Annotated in this window: 17 protein-coding genes and 2 pseudogenes; 5 read left to right on the forward strand and 14 right to left on the reverse strand. The window is 36.3% G+C overall.

The window, feature by feature from the left end; all coding sequences use genetic code 11:
• Nucleotides 1-84 precede the first annotated feature (84 nt).
• The 3 genes from L950_RS11460 to L950_RS11470 form a co-directional block, all read right to left on the reverse strand.
• Complete coding sequence (locus L950_RS11460) at nucleotides 85-615, reverse strand: hypothetical protein (RefSeq protein WP_021188023.1); 531 nt, start codon at nucleotides 613-615, stop codon at nucleotides 85-87.
• 4 nt (nucleotides 616-619) lie between these two features.
• On the reverse strand, nucleotides 620-2,017 hold the full coding sequence (gene fumC / locus L950_RS11465; RefSeq protein ID WP_021188024.1) for a class II fumarate hydratase: 1,398 nt from the start codon (nucleotides 2,015-2,017) through the stop codon (nucleotides 620-622).
• 107 nt (nucleotides 2,018-2,124) lie between these two features.
• Nucleotides 2,125-2,694: a hypothetical protein gene (locus L950_RS11470; RefSeq protein ID WP_021188025.1), complete on the reverse strand. Its 570-nt coding sequence runs from the start codon at nucleotides 2,692-2,694 to the stop codon at nucleotides 2,125-2,127.
• Between the two features lie 150 nt (nucleotides 2,695-2,844).
• Here L950_RS11470 and L950_RS11475 point away from each other — a divergent pair, with 150 nt between their 5' ends.
• Complete coding sequence (locus L950_RS11475; protein ID WP_021188026.1) at nucleotides 2,845-4,200, forward strand: S41 family peptidase; 1,356 nt, start codon at nucleotides 2,845-2,847, stop codon at nucleotides 4,198-4,200.
• Nucleotides 4,201-4,280: 80 nt separating this feature from the next.
• A complete protein-coding gene (locus L950_RS32925; RefSeq protein ID WP_231577150.1) occupies nucleotides 4,281-4,445 on the forward strand; it encodes a hypothetical protein in 165 nt (54 codons plus the stop codon).
• Here the strand turns inward: L950_RS32925 and L950_RS11480 are convergent.
• From L950_RS11480 to uvrA, 5 genes and pseudogenes are all read right to left on the reverse strand, one after another.
• Nucleotides 4,442-5,560, reverse strand: a complete 1,119-nt coding sequence (locus L950_RS11480; protein WP_021188028.1) for an endonuclease/exonuclease/phosphatase family protein — start codon at nucleotides 5,558-5,560, stop codon at nucleotides 4,442-4,444. The two genes, L950_RS32925 and L950_RS11480, sit on opposite strands and share 4 nt — an antisense overlap.
• A complete protein-coding gene (locus L950_RS11485) occupies nucleotides 5,553-6,434 on the reverse strand; it encodes a rhomboid family intramembrane serine protease (RefSeq protein WP_021188029.1) in 882 nt (293 codons plus the stop codon). The genes L950_RS11480 and L950_RS11485 overlap by 8 nt, the downstream gene beginning before the upstream one ends.
• Before the next feature lie 13 nt (nucleotides 6,435-6,447).
• A pseudogene (locus L950_RS32930) lies at nucleotides 6,448-7,169 on the reverse strand (rhomboid family intramembrane serine protease).
• A 9-nt stretch (nucleotides 7,170-7,178) separates the two neighbouring features.
• Nucleotides 7,179-9,056: a DNA mismatch repair endonuclease MutL gene (gene mutL / locus L950_RS11500; protein WP_021188032.1), complete on the reverse strand. Its 1,878-nt coding sequence runs from the start codon at nucleotides 9,054-9,056 to the stop codon at nucleotides 7,179-7,181.
• A 134-nt stretch (nucleotides 9,057-9,190) separates the two neighbouring features.
• Nucleotides 9,191-12,031: an excinuclease ABC subunit UvrA gene (gene uvrA, locus L950_RS11505; protein ID WP_031287009.1), complete on the reverse strand. Its 2,841-nt coding sequence runs from the start codon at nucleotides 12,029-12,031 to the stop codon at nucleotides 9,191-9,193.
• Between the two features lie 165 nt (nucleotides 12,032-12,196).
• Between uvrA and L950_RS11510 the strand changes: the two genes are divergently transcribed.
• Nucleotides 12,197-12,952: a hypothetical protein gene (locus L950_RS11510; RefSeq protein WP_231577151.1), complete on the forward strand. Its 756-nt coding sequence runs from the start codon at nucleotides 12,197-12,199 to the stop codon at nucleotides 12,950-12,952.
• Nucleotides 12,918-13,250 (forward strand): hypothetical protein, encoded by a 333-nt coding sequence (locus L950_RS32935; RefSeq protein ID WP_231577153.1) that lies wholly within the window; start codon nucleotides 12,918-12,920, stop codon nucleotides 13,248-13,250. The genes L950_RS11510 and L950_RS32935 overlap by 35 nt, the downstream gene beginning before the upstream one ends.
• 29 nt (nucleotides 13,251-13,279) lie before the next feature.
• On the opposite strand, the gene L950_RS11515 is transcribed toward L950_RS32935, so the two are convergent.
• From L950_RS11515 to L950_RS11520, 3 genes are read right to left on the reverse strand one after another with little or no spacing between them, the layout of a single operon-like run.
• Nucleotides 13,280-13,951 carry a response regulator transcription factor gene (locus L950_RS11515; RefSeq protein WP_021188034.1) on the reverse strand — a complete coding sequence of 224 codons (672 nt, stop codon included), beginning with the start codon at nucleotides 13,949-13,951 and terminating at the stop codon, nucleotides 13,280-13,282.
• Nucleotides 13,944-14,453 (reverse strand): sensor histidine kinase, encoded by a 510-nt coding sequence (locus tag L950_RS26410; protein ID WP_084825427.1) that lies wholly within the window; start codon nucleotides 14,451-14,453, stop codon nucleotides 13,944-13,946. The genes L950_RS11515 and L950_RS26410 overlap by 8 nt, the downstream gene beginning before the upstream one ends.
• Nucleotides 14,357-15,181, reverse strand: coding sequence for a hypothetical protein (locus tag L950_RS11520; RefSeq protein ID WP_156169662.1), 825 nt, complete (start codon nucleotides 15,179-15,181; stop codon nucleotides 14,357-14,359). Before L950_RS11520 ends, L950_RS26410 begins: the two co-directional genes overlap by 97 nt.
• Before the next feature lie 1,233 nt (nucleotides 15,182-16,414).
• Between L950_RS11520 and L950_RS32940 the strand changes: the two are divergent.
• Nucleotides 16,415-17,766, forward strand: a pseudogene (locus tag L950_RS32940) (outer membrane beta-barrel family protein).
• Nucleotides 17,767-17,909: 143 nt separating this feature from the next.
• On the opposite strand, the gene L950_RS11530 reads toward L950_RS32940, so the two are convergent.
• From L950_RS11530 to L950_RS11535, 3 genes are all read right to left on the reverse strand, one after another.
• Entirely contained in the window at nucleotides 17,910-18,326 is a 417-nt protein-coding gene (locus L950_RS11530) for an OsmC family protein (protein ID WP_031287012.1), read from the reverse strand.
• A gap of 224 nt (nucleotides 18,327-18,550) precedes the next feature.
• Nucleotides 18,551-18,769 (reverse strand): hypothetical protein, encoded by a 219-nt coding sequence (locus L950_RS32945; RefSeq protein WP_231577154.1) that lies wholly within the window; start codon nucleotides 18,767-18,769, stop codon nucleotides 18,551-18,553.
• Entirely contained in the window at nucleotides 18,750-19,841 is a 1,092-nt protein-coding gene (locus L950_RS11535; RefSeq protein ID WP_231577156.1) for a G-D-S-L family lipolytic protein, read from the reverse strand. Before L950_RS11535 ends, L950_RS32945 begins: the two co-directional genes overlap by 20 nt.
• Between the last annotated feature and the right edge of the window lie 17 nt (nucleotides 19,842-19,858).

Raw genomic sequence — 19,858 nt, forward strand, 5'->3', positions numbered from 1 at the left:
TTTTTTGCTCAGATAGTGACGAGCGTGTCGTTAATGATAGAAAAAGCCATTTAAAAAATTAAATGGCTACACGTTTATTCTTTTTTATTGCCAGCGTTTCTGCGGGACACAAATTACATCCTTTGTTTTACGTAATATGATAGGACGCTGATCATATTTATTTTCTAATACTAGAGAATCTTTAGAGTGGAAAGCAACTTTAAACCTTGGTAAATATTGACCTTGGCGATAGCAGCCAGATACTTTTTGTTTGCCATTTTCTTTGACGTATATACCATCGACAATGACACTGTCACCACGTACAACATAAATACCTTTAGCATATTCGATCCAAGACCCATTATTATAACAGCTATCTGATATCTGCTTTGTTTTAGCATGGACATACATGCGTGCATAAATGGAGTCACAGGTAAAACGGAAATCTGTGAGCGTATATTGCAACATTTGATCTTGGTCGGCAATACTGTCTTGTTTCCATTCCCCTTGCAAATAACTAGCACCCTCAGATTGCATTTCCGAATTGAATTTGCAACTTCCAAATAGCAAAAGCATACCCATTGCTAAAAATAGGTATGCTTTGATATTTTTTAATTTATTTAAAAATAGAATCATAGCCTTATTTTAAGCTACCTACCATTTCTTCAGGTTTTACCCACTCGTCAAATTCTGCAGCAGTTACATATCCTAATGCAATAGCCGTTTCTTTTAATGTCGAGTTATTTTTATGTGCTGTCTGTGCAATTTCTGCCGATTTGTAGTAGCCTATTTTAGTATTCAAAGCCGTTACCAACATCAAAGAGTTATCAACTAATTCTTTAATACGAGCATAATTTGGTTCAATACCACTTGCACAGTGCTCTTCAAATGATACACAAGCATCTCCGATTAATCGAGCTGATTGTAAAAAGTTAGACGCCATTAAAGGTTTGAATACATTCAATTCATAGTGACCTTGAGTACCACCGATAGTAATAGCTACATCATTACCCATTACCTGAGCAGCAACCATTGTTAAAGCCTCACATTGAGTAGGGTTAACTTTTCCAGGCATGATCGAAGAACCAGGTTCATTTTCAGGAATAATAATTTCACCAATACCAGAGCGAGGACCAGAAGCCAACATGCGGATATCGTTAGCAATTTTATTTAACGAAACTGCTAATTGTTTTAATGATCCGTGTGATTCAACAATGGCATCATGCGCAGCTAAAGCTTCGAATTTATTCTCAGCAGTAATGAAAGGATGACCAGTAAATTCAGCGATATATTTTGCTACCAGAACATCATATCCAGCAGGTGTATTTAATCCCGTACCAACTGCAGTACCACCTAATGCTACTTCTGCCAAATGCGCTAAAGTATTTTTAACAGCTTTGATACCATAATTCAACTGTGCTACATAGCCTGATAATTCTTGACCCAATGTTAAAGGAGTTGCATCCATTAAGTGAGTACGGCCAATTTTAACAACATTCATGAATTCAGCAGATTTTTTTGCTAATGTATCACGTAGTTTTTCAACACCAGGAATTGTTACTTCAACAACTGCTTTATAGGCCGCTATGTGCATTCCAGTAGGGTAGGTGTCATTAGAAGATTGTGATTTGTTCACATCATCATTCGCTTTTAACACAGGCTCACCTTCTCCAATTTTGAAACCAGCTAATACCTGAGCACGGTTTGCAATTACTTCATTTAAATTCATGTTAGATTGAGTTCCCGAACCTGTTTGCCAGATTACCAATGGAAATTGATCGTCCAATTTACCAGCTAAGATCTCATCACAAACTGCAGCAATAGCATCACGTTTCTCAATAGGTAATACACCTAATTCAGCATTAGCATAAGCAGCAGCTTTTTTCAAGTAAGCAAAACCTTCGATAATTTCATGTGGCATAGATGCAGCAGGACCAATTTTGAAATTATTGCGTGAACGTTCTGTTTGAGCACCCCAGTATTTATCTGCAGGTACTTGAACTTCACCCATGGTATCTTTTTCTATTCTAAATGACATAGCGTTTGATTTTTTTAATATAACAAAGTTAAGTAAAAATATAGAGAACAGGCATTCAAACACTTCATCTTAGTAAAATTTGAATGTCATAGTATCTTCAAATGTTGTTAACCATTCAATCGTTTGGTTAATTGTTCATTGATATGATGGAAAACTTGAATTGGTTTTAAGGTACGCCAAGAAAGATCATTGAGGTTTCCTCCAAAATTGATATAATAATCAATATTATTTTGCATAAATTCTGTGATGACATGTGTCCTAAAATTAACAGCAGCTATCCAACCATCATCAATATCCTGAAACCATTCTTCATAATACGTATCATCTGAAGCATGAAAATTAAGAATATTTTCACCAATTAATATAAAATGATTAATACCCGAAGCGATCATCAGATCAATCACTTCACGCTTCAGGATCATAATGTCATTATCAATGGCATCATTCCATTCGCCGATCAGTTCGATGATGCAAAATTGCTTGTCATAGTCTACAAATAGGGCTTTCAAATATAAAGTATGTGAACCAAAGTCGTCCCACTGGGGGTGTAAAAGGAAATTATAAATCTGTTTGTCGTATTCAAATTCATTATATATCGTTCCGTAAAAAGGAGACTGTTCATCTTCCGATGCGATATAATCATGTCTCCAATTGTAAAAAGGTTCAATTTCGTGCATTTTGGCAGATTATTTGATTGTTACAAACACAAAGTTGAGAAAACTTTCACATATTAACCACTTTTAACGACTTTTGTTTTAATCCAAAAATCAACGCATATATTGTGGTTTTAATGGATAAAACTTAGTATTTTTGAAGCATCTTTTCATATGCAAGGAAGTATAAAACGGAATATTTTTGTGGCAGCAACATACGCAGGAGTTTTACTCGTGGGGCTATTGCTTGGGCAAAAATATGCCGATGAACAAGGTAATAAACAGTCAACTTCTATTCTAGCAGGAGGACTGACCGGTAATTCTGAAAAAGTTCAATATCTAGTTAATTTAATATCGGACAATTACGTTGATAAAGTAAGTTTGGATACGATTCAGGATGAAGCCATTCAGCATATCATTACCCGATTAGATCCTTTTTCAACCTATTTAAAACCCAATGAACGTTTAGCACAAGCAGAGGCTCTGGAAGGAACTTTTGATGGTATTGGTGTTGAGTATTTTAATCTTAACGATACCTTGCTTGTTGTCGGAATGATCTCAGCAGGTCCTGCAGAAAAGTCTGGAATGAAGATTGGAGATCGATTGGTCAAAATTGCGAATCGAAATATAGCTGGCGTACGTGTGACAGAAAATGAAGTAGACAAGTTGATTCGAGGTAAAAAAGGATCTACAGTAGACATCATTGTGAAACGAAATAACGAAATCTTGACAACTCCGCTCAAAGTTGTTCGCGATCAAGTATCTGTGAGTACATTGGATGCATCCTACATGATAGCTCCTAAAGTAGCTTACGTAAAAATAAGACGTTTTGGGCATCAGACTTCTGAAGATTTTAAAATCAAATTGCGCGATCTTCGAAAAAGTGGAGCGCAAGATTTAATTTTAGATTTGAGAGGTAATGGCGGCGGTTATGTACATACAGCTATTGAAATAGCCAGTATGTTTTTTAAAGATAAGCGTTTACTGATGTATACCGAAGGAGCCAATGAATTGAGAAGGGATTATTTCTCAAAAGAAACCGGTGATTTTAGTGAAGGTCGCATCGTAATACTTATTAATGAAGATTCAGCTTCCGCAAGCGAGATCGTGACAGGTGCGCTACAGGATTTAGACAGAGGTACAGTAGTCGGTCGTCGTTCCTATGGCAAAGGATTAGTTCAAGAACAATTTGATTTTGCCGATGGCTCTGCCGTTAACCTGACAGTAGCACGTTATTACACGCCTTTGGGCAGATGTATTCAGCGCAAATATACGCGCGCAAATTACGATCAGTCTAAGTATATGACCACATTTGACCTATGGACGTTGGATACCGAATTTAATCCTCATGATTTATATACCACCAGTAAGGGGAAAATGCTATTTGGGGGAGGTGGAATTCAGCCCGACGTTCTCATTCCAATAGATTCCAATGAAATCAGTGCTAAATATAGAGAAATATATCATTCCAATAGTATACAAGAATTTGTTTATGATAGGTTTACAAAAAATTGCCAGCTTATTCCATAGAAAATTTCTTGAGTGGTTACAATTTGCCTGACTCCGAGTTTAATGATTTCATTTCCTTTTTATTAAAAAAAGGAATAGCTGTGAACAAACTTGAAGCAGATCGTCTGCATCAAATTATTCAGTCAGATATTGAGGCACTAGTAGGACGTTATTATTTTGGTAGAGAAGCTTACTTTAAGATAAAAAATAGAAAAGATCATTTTGTTGCAGGAGCATTTCGTGCATTGGGAATTCAGATGCACTAAAGGTGTTTCAATTTCAAATCGCTCCAGATAGGGTAGTGGTCTGATAATTTTCTTTTAACCACATGATAATTTAAGATATCAAAATTGGAACTGGCAAAAATATAATCAATTTGAAAGATCGGCAATAATTCATAATGCGTCACTCCCCAACCCGATCCTTTTTCTTTAAATGCATTGTGGAGACCCTTACTCACCCGATTTACTGAATAGCTCATAGGAGTATCATTAAAGTCACCCATTACGATAAAAGGGAAAGGACAAGCGTCCATATGTTTTTTTAAAGAACTAGCCTGCTCACTTCTAAATTCAAAAGCATTTTTAAGCTTTCGTCCAATGCGACGTGTAGCAGCATTATCAGTCTCCTTTTTGGATGATGGATTTTGAAAAAATTCCTTTTCATCATTTTGAAGAGCAAAAGATCTGAGATGAACATTGTAGACGCGGATAGTACTATCATTTTTTTCAATATCTGCGTACGAAATGCGGTTGATACCATAGTCATTATCTAAGATATTACCAGAATTTATAATCGGATATTTGGAGAAAATGGTCATTCCATAAGCCTCATAATCATTTTTGGCACTTTCTGCAAAATAATGATAGTCATAGCCTAGTTTGCTCTTAAACTCATTAGAGATGACATATTTCCCTTTTATTTTACTGTAATATTCTTGGAAACAGACAATGTCAGGTTTAATACTGTCCAATATCTTTATCGCATCATTTTTGAAATTTTTCTTTGAGTCGTTGATATCTTTAAAAAGATGGGCATTGAAGCTAAGTACGCGGATCTGATCAGATGCTTTTTGAGTTATTGGAGAGCTCGAACGTAAATTCCAGTGTTTTGTTAGCAATGGCCAGCCAAGTAAGATCGCTGCTAAAGAAAATACAATCATTTTAGGTTTTCTTAACAACCAATAAGCAATAAAACCAATATTGACAAGTAAGATCGGTAAATAACCTAAACCAAAAAATGCAATAGGCCAAAATGTCTTAGGATTGATGAAAGAAGCAGAATAGCTAATCAATAAAGCAACAATAGCAAGAATGTTAAAAATGAAAACGGTCCTGCTTAAATAGCCCAATTTTTTTTTTAACAATACACGCTTAACCATCGATCTTATTATTATTGCTTGCTTTGAAAAGAATTTCTTTTTCGTGTGAACTTAGACTATCATACCCTGTTAAGGATATCTTATCCAAAATTTGATCGATCTGATCCTGATTGGGTAAATCATAACGATGATGCTTTGATTGTTGTGCACCATTACCTACGACAACTTTCATTTTTGTGGATCTTTTCTGTTTTCTTTTAAATACTTTAGACCAGTCCATGCCCGATTGCAGTGCATAAATAAATCCCATTCCAAAGAGAATGGAACAAAAATAACTGATGGCCGCAGGTCTATTCGTAAGTATGAAGAACAAAAACTGGATTGCAAAATAAATGATAGCGATAGTCTTTAATTTAACATTCCCAAACAGCAATAGTCTAAGTTCATATTTTGGAACTAAGGTAGCTGTAGCTGCTAAAATTGACGCTAATCCAAATGCTCCAGTGCTCAATGGAGGATTAATCGTATTGGAGAAAAGAGCAAGGTGTGAGAAGACTAAAAAGATCAGTCCGGACATGATAGCGGAGACAATGTAAATGAAAAGAAACTGTTTCCTATTTAAAAAATTAAAGAAAATAGTACCTAACCAATACAGCCACAAACAATCAAAAGCAACATTGAAAAGGCCCGTATATAGAAAGTTATATGTAAGTAGAGACCACGGTTGCTGGATGAATGCCTGAAAATTTGTTGGTAAACTTAGTTTATCTACGCTCCATTGAAAAAGAGGGAAAGAAATAATCTTCAGCTCAAAAAGGAGATCAAAAAAATAAATCAGAATAAATAGGAAAACCTGTCCACCAATAATAAATGGAATGGGAGAGCCTGAACCGAAGGTTGTCCTGATAAAGTTTTTGAACGAGTTTTCCCTCATCTTATAAAGTTAATTAATATATTCCTTTTTTAATACTCCAGACCTTTAATAGTAGGTAACCAAATAAGGCTCCACCGACATGGGCTAAGTGTGCAATTGATCCACCAGAATTTGAAAAACCTAAATATATTTCAATCAAGATCAGGATTGGAATAAAGAATTTAGCTTTTATAGGTACAGGTATAAAGATTAGGGCTAGCTTTAAGTTAGGGAATAAATAACCAAATGCTAGTAGTAAACCATAAATAGCACCAGAAGCACCAACTAAAGGTGTATTATAGATAGAAACCAAAGTCCCTAATCCCGCCTGAGATACCAAAGGATTATTGGTATAAACTGTGCCGGCAAGCATATCAAATGTTAAACTGCTACTAGGCTGATCGTACCTGCAATTTGATAAACTTCGAATGCTTGAACACCAAACTGAAGGATCAGGGCGCCAATTCCTGTAAACAAATAAAAATTCAGAAAACGTTTAGCTCCTAATACCTGCTCCACGATAGGTCCAAACATAAATAAAGAGAACATATTGAAAAATATGTGTGTAAACCCTCCATGCATAAACATATAGGTGATGATTTGCCAAATCCTAAAAAAAGGAGAGTCCGGGTAGAACACGCCAAACATTCGGGTGGAGTTTGTAAATATCATTGAACCGATAAAACAAACTACATTAATAATCAGTAAGTTTTTGGTTACTGTTGGTAAATTTGATAGCGGATTAGCGTTATTCATAAATTTAAATTAGTTTTTACTAAACTTTTCTAATAGTTCCTGTAAGGTAATGGTAATAACGATTGGTTTCCCAAAAATAGAGATATTTGGAGACTCACAAGCGAAAAGCTGATCAATAAGTTCTGATATCGCATTATTATCCAGAAAAGTACCTGGTTTTATTGCCGCATTGCGCGCTAAGCTTTTTGCTAAATTCTCACGTTTCTCAATTTTGAAATCATTAAGATTGTTCTTATAATCTTCTAAGATCTGTTCAATAATTTTACGTTCGTCAATTCCGGTACCTAAATCTGCAGGTATTCCGTCAATGATATAGCTGTTTTTTCCAAATGAACGAATTTGAAACCCTAAACTTTGAATATCTTCCAATAAATCTTGCATCAATTCATTATCCGAAGGATTTAAATCAATACTTTGCGGAAACAGACTCTGTTGGCTCAAACCTTTATGTTGATCAAGCTGTGATTTGAACTGTTCAAATAAGATGCGTTCATGAGCAGCTTGTTGATCGATCAGCATCACACCAGAATGAATTTGTGAAACAATGAATCGATTGTGGATCTGAAAAAATTGTTTCGTTGTCGCTTGACTTTTTATACCTTGTATCTGATGAATTGGACGGTCCTGTTGTTCGTGCTCTAAAGGCAGTTGCATCGATTCATCCTGTTCAGTAATTTGATATAAAGTATCCCAATTTTGAGGAATAGCCGTTTTCTTTTCAAAACCTGCTAAATAATTATCTGAACGCGAAAATGTCGTCTTTGTAATCTGATCAGGTTCAAACGGATTAAAATCAGGATTAAAACTCACCGTAGGTACAATGATCTCGTCCAAAGGTTTTGGCGTGATCATGTTTGAGAAACCTGTTTCTTGCTCAAAATCCAAAGAAGGCGCGATATTATATCGTCCCAAAGACCTTTTAACAGCAGATCGGATGATCGCGTAAATTGCCTTTTCATCTTCGTATTTAATTTCCGTTTTCGTTGGGTGTACATTGATATCAATCTTTGAAGGATCGATGTCAATGAAAAGCACATATAAAGGAAATGTTTCTGCTGGCAGAATTTCTTCAAAAGCATTCATCACAGCATGATTCAAGTAATGGTCTCTGATAAATCGCTTATTAACAAAGAAGAATTGTTCCCCTCTTGTTTTTTTAGCAAACTGAGGCTTTCCTACAAAACCATTTACTTTTATGATCGTGGTATCCTCTTCTACAGGTACTAATCGCTGATTATACGTGTTGCCAAATAGATGAACAATACGTTGTTTCAATGTTTCCGCAGGTAAATGAAACATTTCATTACCATCACTATGTAACGTCAAAAAGATTTCAGGATTAGCTAATGCTATCCGTTGGAACTCTTCAATAATATGACGCATCTCGACCGAATTGCTTTTTAAAAAGTTTCGGCGTGCAGGTATATTGTAAAATAGATTTTTAATGGAAATATTGGTGCCAGCAGCGACAGCTTCTGGTGCTTGATTGATGATTTTAGAGCCCTCTATCTCTACGACAGTACCCAATTCATCCTCAAAACGACGTGTTTTTAAAGTCACATGTGCAATGGCAGCGATGGAAGCCATTGCTTCACCTCGAAATCCCATTGTACGAATGGCAAACAAATCTTCTGCTTTACGAATTTTGGAAGTAGCATGTCGTTCAAAACAAAGACGTGCATCCGTCACGCTCATTCCACAACCATTATCAATCACTTGAATTAATGATTTTCCAGCATCTTTGATGATCAATTGTATCTTGTCAGCCCCAGCATCAATAGCATTTTCAATCAATTCTTTGATTGCCGCGGCAGGTCTTTGTACGACTTCACCCGCTGCAATTTGATTGGCAACATTATCTGGTAATAATTGAATAATATCCGACATATGACGCGAAGTTACGAAATTAATGAGGAATGCTTTTAATTCCGTTAGAAAGTTGTCGTATAAATTACATTACTTATTAACTTTCATGAGTTAGATTTGATACGTAATACTTACGTATCAAATCTAACTGTTCGTTATTGCATTTCCAGTTTAAGGAATCGAGCCGTTTCGCTCTTTTTATTTTTGATTAACTCTTCAGGTACACCTGCAAATAAGACATTACCGCCTTCTTTACCACCTTCAGGGCCAATGTCAATCACCCAATCAGCACATTTAATAACATCGAGATTATGTTCGATGATTAAGATCGTGTTACCACGGTCAACTAATCGGTTGATTACGCCCATCAATACATTAACATCCTCAAAATGCAAACCCGTTGTCGGTTCATCTAAGATATAAAATGTATTTCCGGTGTCCTTCTTGGAAAGCTCTGTCGCCAATTTAATCCGTTGTGCTTCCCCGCCCGATAATGTTGTTGAAGACTGTCCCAATGTAATATAACCCAAGCCAACATCCTGTAATGTTTTAATCTTACGATAGATGGAAGGAATATTTTCAAAGAAAACGACTGCCTCATCAACACTCATATCCAGGATATCTGAGATGGATTTACTTCTGAAGCGAACCTCCAAAGTTTCTCTGTTATAACGTTTTCCATGACATGTTTCACAAGGAACCTGAACATCAGGAAGGAAATTCATTTCCACAACCTTCATTCCACCACCTTGACAAGTTTCACAACGTCCGCCTTTCACATTAAATGAAAAACGTCCCGGTTTATAACCCCTTATTTTCGCTTCAGGAAGTTGGACAAATAAAGTTCTGATATCTGAAAATACACCCGTATAAGTAGAAGGGTTTGATCTTGGCGTACGACCGATCGGACTTTGGTCTATTTCAATGACCTTATCGACATGCTCCAGACCTTCGATACTTTTGTAAGGAAGTGGAATACCTTTTGCACGGAAAAAATGTTTATTTAGAATCGGATATAACGTACCGGTAATCAAACTTGATTTACCAGAACCCGAAACACCCGAGACAAGAATTAATTTTCCAAGTGGAAAATCAACAGAAACATTTTTTAAGTTATTTCCTGTTGCACCTTTTAAAGATAATGTTTTTCCGTTTCCAGCTCTTCGTTCTGAAGGAATAGCAACCTCTTTTTTCCCATTTAAATAAGCTGCAGTTAGTGATTTTGATTTCAGGATATCTTTCGGTTTTCCTTCAGCAACCACTTGACCACCATTGACACCCGCGGCAGGTCCCATATCAATAACATAGTCTGCATTTAAGATCATGTCTTTATCATGTTCAACAACCAGCACTGAATTGCCGATATCACGTAAATTTTTTAAAGAATTGATCAGACGCTCATTATCTCTCTGATGGAGACCGATGCTCGGCTCATCCAAGATGTATAGAACATTGACAAGTTGGGAACCTATTTGTGTCGCAAGTCGTATACGTTGCGCTTCACCACCAGATAGCGATTTAGAAGAACGATCTATAGTCAGGTAATTTAAGCCTACATCCAGTAGGAAACCTAAACGCGATTGTATTTCTTTTAATATTTCGGTAGCAATGATCTGTTGACGTTCATCTAAAGAAGCGTTTACATTTGAGAACCATTCATATAGCGATTTAATATCCATATGTGCCAGTTCATAAATGTTTTTACCGGCAAATTTAAAATGTAGTGATTCCTTTTTAAGCCTGGCGCCTTCACAAGTTGGACATACAATCTTTGATCTGAAATCATCTAAAGAAGACATATCATCACTAGATTTACCAGACTGCTCCTCTAGCATTTTGAAAATGCCAGAAAACTCAATGCGGTAATCACGTACATCGTAACTGCCGTAGGAAACAGCAACTGAAATAGGCTCCTCAGCACCAAATAGTAACGTGTCGATTTGCTCTTCTGTCAACTTCTCTAGCGGTGTTGTCAAAGAAAAATCAAGTTTTTTAGCCACAGCTTTCAACACTTGGAAGTTCCAGGTCTCCTTTGCAGGTCCTAAGGGAGCTAAGCCTCCTTTTTGAATGCTTAATTTTCCATCAGGGATAACTGTGTTTTTGTCAATTTCAAAAATATATCCTAGGCCATCACATTTTGGACAGGCACCGTATGGGGAGTTAAATGAAAACGTATTAGGCTGCGGTTCATCGTAAGAAATACCTGATTCGGCATCCATGAGATAGCGGCTGAAAAATTGCTCGACATTTTCTTGATTGGCTACCTTAATAATTCCTTTTGCTGTCTTCATCGCTTGCATAACAGATGTTTGCAACCTTTTTTTATCGTCGGCAGTAACCTTTAGGCGGTCGATCACAATTTCAATATCGTGTATTTTATAGCGGTCTACCTGCATTTTAGGCGTTAAATCTACGATTTCTCCATCTACACGGACTTTAACATAACCCTGTTTACGGATTTGCTCAAACAACTCACGGTAATGACCTTTACGCCCTTTGATCACGGGAGCTAAAATATTCAAAGCCTGTCCATCAAAATCGGTTAAAATACGATCAACAATCTGGTCGTCAGACATGCGTTGCATGCGATTGCCTGTAACATAAGAAAATGCTTCACTTGCGCGAGCAAATAGCAAACGCATAAAATCATACACCTCAGTGATGGTGCCGACAGTAGAACGCGGATTTTTGCTTGTTGTTTTTTGTTCAATAGAAATCACAGGACTCAAACCAGAAATTTTATCTACATCCGGTCGTTCCATACCACCTAAAAACTGACGGCTATATGCGCTAAATGTTTCCATGTAACGCCTTTGGCCTTCCGCGTATATGGTGTCAAAAGCTAATGACGATTTACCACTGCCACTTAATCCTGTAATAACAACCAATTCGTTTCGAGGAAATGAAATGTCAATATTTTTGAGGTTATGTACACGTGCTCCAAATACTTGAACTTCACTTTGTTCACCTAAATCAGGTGTGATTTTCTTTGTCATGTAACCGCTGTTTTCTTCCAAACGCAGATGAATTTCTGCAAACATGCAAAATTACTTATTTTTAATGAACTTTAAGAGTGCTCATCTCTTTATTATTGTCACGCTATTGCAAATCTATACCTTAAGTAAAAGGTATAATTTGTATTTTGCCACCACAAAAGTTATATGAAGAAATTAGACGTTACTAAACAAGAAAAAGAATCCTTAGAAGAAGCAATACAATTTTGGGAAAAGGAAAATGTAATTGATGCATCGACAGCAAAAGCTATGGTCGATAGCATTGACGTCAAAAGCTTTGATTGGAAGCGCCTAGCACGGTATGCATTTTGGGTTGCCTTAGCATCTTTGGTATTTGCAGTTTTTTCTTTAATGACTGATACTGCATTTCTCAAATTTGTAGATACACTGTACGAAGCGCCCAATATTTTATTCTGTCTCTTTTTTGGTGCTTTAGCTGTATTGTTTTATACCCTCGGCTTTCGTTACAAAACAAAATTTCCTAATAAAAATCTTTCTATTGAAACCATGATGTTGATAGGTGTTTTTTCGACAGCAGCATGCATCGGATTTTTAGGAAAGGTATTGGATAAGAATAGTATGCACTATTCTTTACTGTTTCTATTATCAGTCCTCATATACGGATATCTCGCGAACCGCTTAAAATCTAAGCTCATATGGGTATTTATGCTTGTTGCATTAGGAATCTGGTTTGCGACCGAAACAGCATATCATAGTGATTGGGGATTTAAGTTCTGGGGAATGAATTACCCACTACGTTTTACTATTTTTGGACTAATGCTGACATTAATTGCTATTTATGTGCAGCCACGGTTCAAAACTGATAGAATTTCAACCGCTAAGCTACCTCATTGGCTTACTTTACTTAATGATTTCATTGTGGTCTCTTTCTATTTTTGGTAATTATTCAGATTTCTATGAATGGACTTTAGTAAGACAGTACCACATCTTTTATTGGGGTCTGTTGTCGACAGCAGTAGCCGCAGGTCTCGTTATCTATGGACTGAAGATGAAGGACAATACAACAAGAGAAATTGGTTTTGTATTTTTTGTATTGAATGTCTACACAAGATATGTAGAATACCTTTGGGATAATATCAATCGTGCAATCTTTTTTCTTATTTTGGCAGTATCATTCTGGTTTGTTGGTCGTTGGGCAGAAAAATTATGGCAAAAAAGAGAAGATAGTTTAGATACCTAATATCACGATATAAGTACCAAGCGCGCATATTAAAAGGAAATGTTAAAGCCTACACCTCTTGAAGAAGTAATGTGTAGATTTAAATCATGTTTGAGGTACTTGCGTAATCTCGTAATGAAAACATCCATGCTGCGGCCATTAAAAAAGTCACTGTTACCCCAGACTTGCTGTAAGATTTCTTCCCTTGTCACAAGAGAACCATTGCGTTGACATAGAAACTGTAAGAGCTTCGCTTCTCTTTCTGTTAGTTTAAATTGTTCCAGTGGATGAGTGAGGAGTAATCGCTGAGGGAAAAATTGATAACTACCAAGTGTAATTGATGTGATCTGATCAGTTTTTTTATTACGCTTTAGAATATTTTGGATTCTTAATACTAATTCCTCTGGATCACAGGGTTTTGTAAGGTAATCGTCAGCGCCAATTTTTAAACCTGTTATTTTATCTATTTTTTGTTCTTTGGCGGTTAGGAAAATAAAAGGGACTTCAGGATAGTATTCTTTGATCTCCTGCGCTAATGTGAAACCGCTTTTAACGGGTAACATTACATCCAAAATTAACAGATCGTAAGGAAGTATATTTTCAGCAAGCAGTAATTCCTCTGGGCTTTGCATCCAGTGCACATCATATCCAGAAAGCTGTAAATAATGTTGCAACATAAATCCGAAATCAGCATCGTCTTCAATTAACAAAAGTTTATTCATGGGGAATTATAATATTAAAAGTAGTTCCTATATTGATTTTGCTAGTAACGTCTATTTTGCCTTGATGACGCCCTACAATCGTATTGACCAGATATAATCCTAGTCCTAAACCCTTGCTATCATGGATATTATTTTTTTGTATGCGGTAGAATTTCTCAAAGATATGAGGAATTTCCTTTAAAGCCATTCCTATCCCATTATCACGTACTTGGATTTCAAATAAATTCTTGTTCGTGGAAATTGATACACTCAGATGAGTAGCGCCATACTTGATGCTGTTATTCATAAGATTGACAATAATGGTCGTAAAATCGGATTCGTTAATTGGTATTTCGATTGTTGAAAACTCATTTATATCAAATTTTATATGAGGATGAGCAAGTTTAAAATCAGCAAGTATCATCTTCACTTGATCAAAGGTAATGGGGATGTCTGCATCTGTTTTGTCACTTTCATGCAAGGGTTGTAAAGTGTTTTCCAGACGTTCCACTTGACGTTCCATAACGGTAGAATGGTAGGATCAGGTTGTTTTTGAATTGTTTTTAAAGCTACTTTAAGCGTTGCAATGGGCGTTTTTAGTTCATGCGAAATATTGTCAACGGCATCATGCAACTGACTAATCTTTTTCTGTTGCTGTTTTAAATTCTGATATGTTCGATAAAATAAGAATAATAAAGCCAATAGAATCAATGTTGAATTGAAGAGTAGGAGTGCTAACTCCTTAAAAACAATCCAGTTGATATTGACCACCTCAAACGTTGATCTTCGAAGAACAAGAAAACTGTACTGTTTATCTTCCTGCTCAGCAGTGATTGTTGACTGTTCTTTCGTTAACTGTTTAACAGTTTTTTCAGTAGACCAGGTTCCAGAAGATAACTCCAATGGATGCGTCATTTCACCACTTGTTTTATAGACAATTATTGGCTTTTTGATCAGTTTTTCTTGAGCGTTTTGAAAGGTGATTTGCAGAATCTCTTTTTGTAATCTTACCTGAAAACCTAATGGGGAAAAAAGACTATCTACATAATGTGTCAACGCTTTCTCAGTTTTATTTACTTTATCAGCATAACTGCTTTCCAGCGTTGCAAGCGTAATTTTTTTCTGAGCTAGTTGTATGTAGTAAGAAGTTGCGTCTTGATTATTAAGGAGATCATTGTCGAATAGAGCGTCAGTCTCATCTATTTTTCCTAGTTTCTCTTTTGTTAGCGAATATATCTCCCTTTTCTTCAATTGAAAAGAATTCAAGAGCAAATAGGATTGAATGCCAATAAGGATAACAAAGAGGATTGTGAAAAAATAAATATAGTTTTTAGACTTAAGTTCCATATACAAATATAGGTTGCGATTTTGAATAAATAGAACCTTAACCTACCATTAACTCTTTATTAACCATCGCTCTCCACTACTTGAGGCAACTTTGTAGCAGCAATTTAATCAAGTATGAAGTATCTAATTATTCTATTATTATTACCTTTTCTTGGACAGGCTCAAGGGAAGCGTTTATCCGGTGGTGTCTGCGATCAAAACGAAATTCCTTTGAAAGGAGCAACTGTCATTTTATTGGACAGTATAAGTAAACCCATCCACACATTAAGACTCGACACTGCCGGTAGGTTTGATTTTGTAATAGAAGACAACTGGCTATACCGTATGGCAATATCCCATTTAAATTATCAGAGCCGAGAATTGAATTTTCGATCAGATACCTTACAAGTTCCATTATTAATAAAGTTAAGTCCTAATGAGTCGAAACTGGAAGAAGCACAAGTAACCGGTAAAAGACCAAGGGTTACTCGAAAAATTGATCGTTTAGAGTTTAATGTGCAAGGAAGTAACCTATCCGGATTGAACAGTTGGGATATTTTGAAACGGACACCTATGGTTATGGTAAGTGGAAGTAGTATAGCTGTACGTGGAGACAAAAAAGTAGTTGTCATGATTAATGAAAGAAAACTGATGATGAGCGGGGAAGAACTAAAAACGTTACTCGAAAATACAGCAGGATCGGATGTTCAATCTATTGAGGTCATTACAAGTCCACCTGCAAAATATGAAGCGGAGGGAAGTACTATTATTAATATAAAACTCAATAAATCGCAACTATTTGGGTACAGAGGTACGCTACTGGCATTGGCAGAGCAAAGTAATTATGGTAAGCAACTATTTGGACTGACCCAATATTATAAAAATGAAAAAGTTAATGTTCGCGCCACTTATAATTTTGGAAGAGGGACATATGCGCGCTATGGAACCGATTTTGTCTACTATCCGAATGATCAAACTTCCTGGGAAAGTGTTATGACCCGTATCGATAAAAATAATAGCCAAAACAGTTACGTGTTTTCTTTTGACTATACGCCCGATACAACCTGGAATATCGCCATAGGTTTGAATGGGTATTATGGACCAAAATCAACTGGATTATATGAAGTGCCGACCTCCATTTACAATAAGGAAGGGCTAATGGAGTCCTATTATTTGACGAAGAACGATCATATAGAATCGCGTAAAACCAATAATTTTTATCTGCAGGTCAATAAAAAAATAAATTCCAACTGGAATGCAAATTGGTCTTCCTATTTTACAACAAATCGTAAATCTAATCTACAGGATGTATGGACAGATCTACAATTTAAGAATCAAGATCCTAAAAGTACGCGCTTTCTGAGTGACAATGCTACACAGAACCAATTATTCACAACACAGCTCGATCTTTCTGTAAATATGAATAATATTGCCATTGAGTTTGGAGGTAAGTTTAGTGCTGTGAAAACGAAAAGTACCTTAATGTTTTCAGATGATGCTTCAGGAAGTTTTGAGCCTCGATCAGATAAGAGTAATATTTTTGATTACGATGAACAACAGGCAGCTGTATATGGATCAATAGCATATAAATGGCGAAAATGGAGTTGGAAAGGAGGTTTGCGTCTTGAAAATACGGCATTGGAAGGAGTCGTCTCAGAACCGGAAGACCGGAATAATCAAAATTATTGGGTACTCTTTCCAACCTTCTATGCTCAGTACCAAACAGATCAGGAATACCAATGGGGGTTTTCTTACGGTAAGCGTATCAGCAGACCTGCTTATTCGTGGTTAAACCCGGCGAAGTCCTATTATAATCTTTTTTCTTATTTTCAGGGAGATCCGCGGTTGAAGGCTACAATTATTCATAATCTCAATATTACGTTAACGAAAAAAGATTGGAATGTAGATTTATTTTATCGATATGAGCAATGGCCGTCCATGGAGATTGCTATTCAAGATAATATAAATCATCAACTGATCTATCATTACACGAATATTCGAAACGGGCAGGGAGCAGGTGTAGATTTGGGTAAAAGTTTCAATTATTGAAAAATTGGAGTTTAAACGCACAACTGGAAGGGATGTACAATGTCAATAATTATCAAGGTAGCGATATGCAATTGTATCGTAATCGAGTGTGGATGGCCAATGGAAATTTTAGTTCAATTTTCGTGCTGAATAAAGAAAGCGATTGGAACCTTGAGCTTGGAAACACCTTCGAGTCGCCTACCATACAGGGACCTTTTAAGATCACAGGTTATTCTAGTACCTATCTGATCACGAGCCGTAAGTTTTTTCGTAAACGGTTTGAAGTCAATCTTTCTTTTATGGATATTTTTAAATCGGAAAGACAAAGGGTATCTTCAAAATATGCGGACCAAAATAATTACTATAACGATTATCGAGATACACGCAAAGTCAATATAACATTACGCTATCATTTTGGCAATCAGAAGATAAAGAATAATTCCAGTATGCCTAAAAAGACGGAAGAGCAGGGAAGATTATAAGATTTAAGTATAAAGCGCCCTTTATTAAAAAAAGGGGAATCTCCCCAAGTACAAAAAACCAGATATCAATAGTTATCTGGTTTTTGTATGTTTTTATTTTACAATGCGTAAGTTCAGATTATGAGCTAAGCATTCCACTATTATTAATTGATTTTGAGTGAATAGGTGATATTGATACCACCTGCGGCAAGCATATCATGTACCGAACAGTATTTTTTGACCGCCAATTCTGCTGCCTTTTGAGCTTTAATTTCATCAATAGCACCTTTTAGATAAAAGCTAATGTGGATATCGGTAAAGATATTTGGAATTTCCTCGCGGCGTTTTCCCTCAACCTCAACTTGTATATCTTCAATTTCCTGACGCTGTTTCGTCAAAATAGAAGAAAGATCAAATACACTACATGAGCCTAGTGCCATTAAGACTAATTCCATCGGGCGAACTCCTTTGCCTTCACCACCAATAGCTTCTGAACCATCAATATTTACTTTTACATTGGATAGTTCACTTGCTGCTTCAAAGTGAACTGCTTTATTTTGACGATTTAGTGTTACTTTCATGATTGAATCTCCTTGTATATACAAATTAATGAAATTTGCTTTCATTAACAATATAATTGCGCTGACACGTAAATAACATGACTTGTTATTACTTTTTTCTTACAAAGCGGTTATATACATAATAAGATATACTTATTACCCTAAACACATCTAATTGAGGATAAATATAAAAAGGGTAATCATAATTATGATACACCCTTTTACCAAACCATTTATTAATATTTTTATGGAAGTTTCACACCTCTATAATCAGATATATTTAACCTCGGAACTTGAGCACCGTACGTTTTATTGATGGCTTCAATAAATACATTTGCCATTAATGCATTTCCAATAGGCGTCAAATGTATTCCGTCCAATGAAAACCCATTTCCAGTGATATATTTCGCACTTACCGATAGACCATCGATGCGGATGCCATTTTTAACAGCTGTTAAATGCATTGACGTCTGCGACAGCTAAATCTTTAGACGCGGCGATCGATTTAATTGATTTATTGAAATCATTGACACGCGCTACCACTTCTGCCGCTTCTTTTGTATCTAAAACATATTTGTCCTCAACAGGATTGAGCGGATGTAATCCGTAAGGTATTTTGTTTGCATTTGGAACACCCAATAAACCTGCCGATGAAAAAGGGAGGACAAAGAAATCCTGATCCGTAGCAGCTCGCGGGCCCGTCTTAGTTGCGATGTAAATATCAGTTACTTTGGTTGTACTTGCCGCATTTACTGCTGCTAGAAGCGCTTGACGTGTTACTGTTGTAAAATAAGGCACGGATGTTACATCAGGGATCGTTGCTAACACACCTTTTTGCCCTTTTGCTGTTAATGTTGTTACATAATTATTCAATAGTGTATTGAACAGTGCCGTAGAGGTTAATGTTGTCGTTGGACCTTCATTAACAGCTCCATTAGTTGCATACCCCAATACATCATTATTTCCCAATGAAAATGTAAAGAACGTATGATTTTGTGACGTAGAATAAGTGAAATAATTCATTGTTGGTGGAGTGCCTTCTGGTAATAGACGTTCGAAGTACATATTTCCAGCTGCTGTTCCTATGCCAGGTGCAAAAGCCATATCCATACGCATACCCGGTACCCCTAAATTATTGATCGGATCAGTAAATTTCGTTAATAATTTTGGACTAGCTGAGCGGTAAGCTAATTTGTCTGTAACCTGTTCTGTTACTGGTTGACCATTGACCAATGCTTTAAGACGAATATAGCCCGATCCATTGGACTGCTCCTCGCTAAAAAATGGAGATTTGAACTCGCCTCCGCCTACTTTTTGAAGTTGTTCTGAGATGAGCAATGGAAAAGCTACTTTTTGACCATCAAGATATAGTCCCCCATCAGCGAATCCTGCAGAAAGAGAATTTCCAATGGCAATATATTTACTAAAGTCAGCTTTTGTTCCTGCTGAAGGTGTGAATTCGTCGAGAGATGGTTTACATGCTGTGATACTCAGTATCGCCAATGCAACTCCTATATATAAATTTCTTCTGTTCATGATAATAACATTTTTAA

The sequence above is a fragment of the Sphingobacterium sp. IITKGP-BTPF85 genome, assembly GCF_001006065.1.
GTDB classification, from domain to species: domain Bacteria; phylum Bacteroidota; class Bacteroidia; order Sphingobacteriales; family Sphingobacteriaceae; genus Sphingobacterium; species Sphingobacterium anhuiense.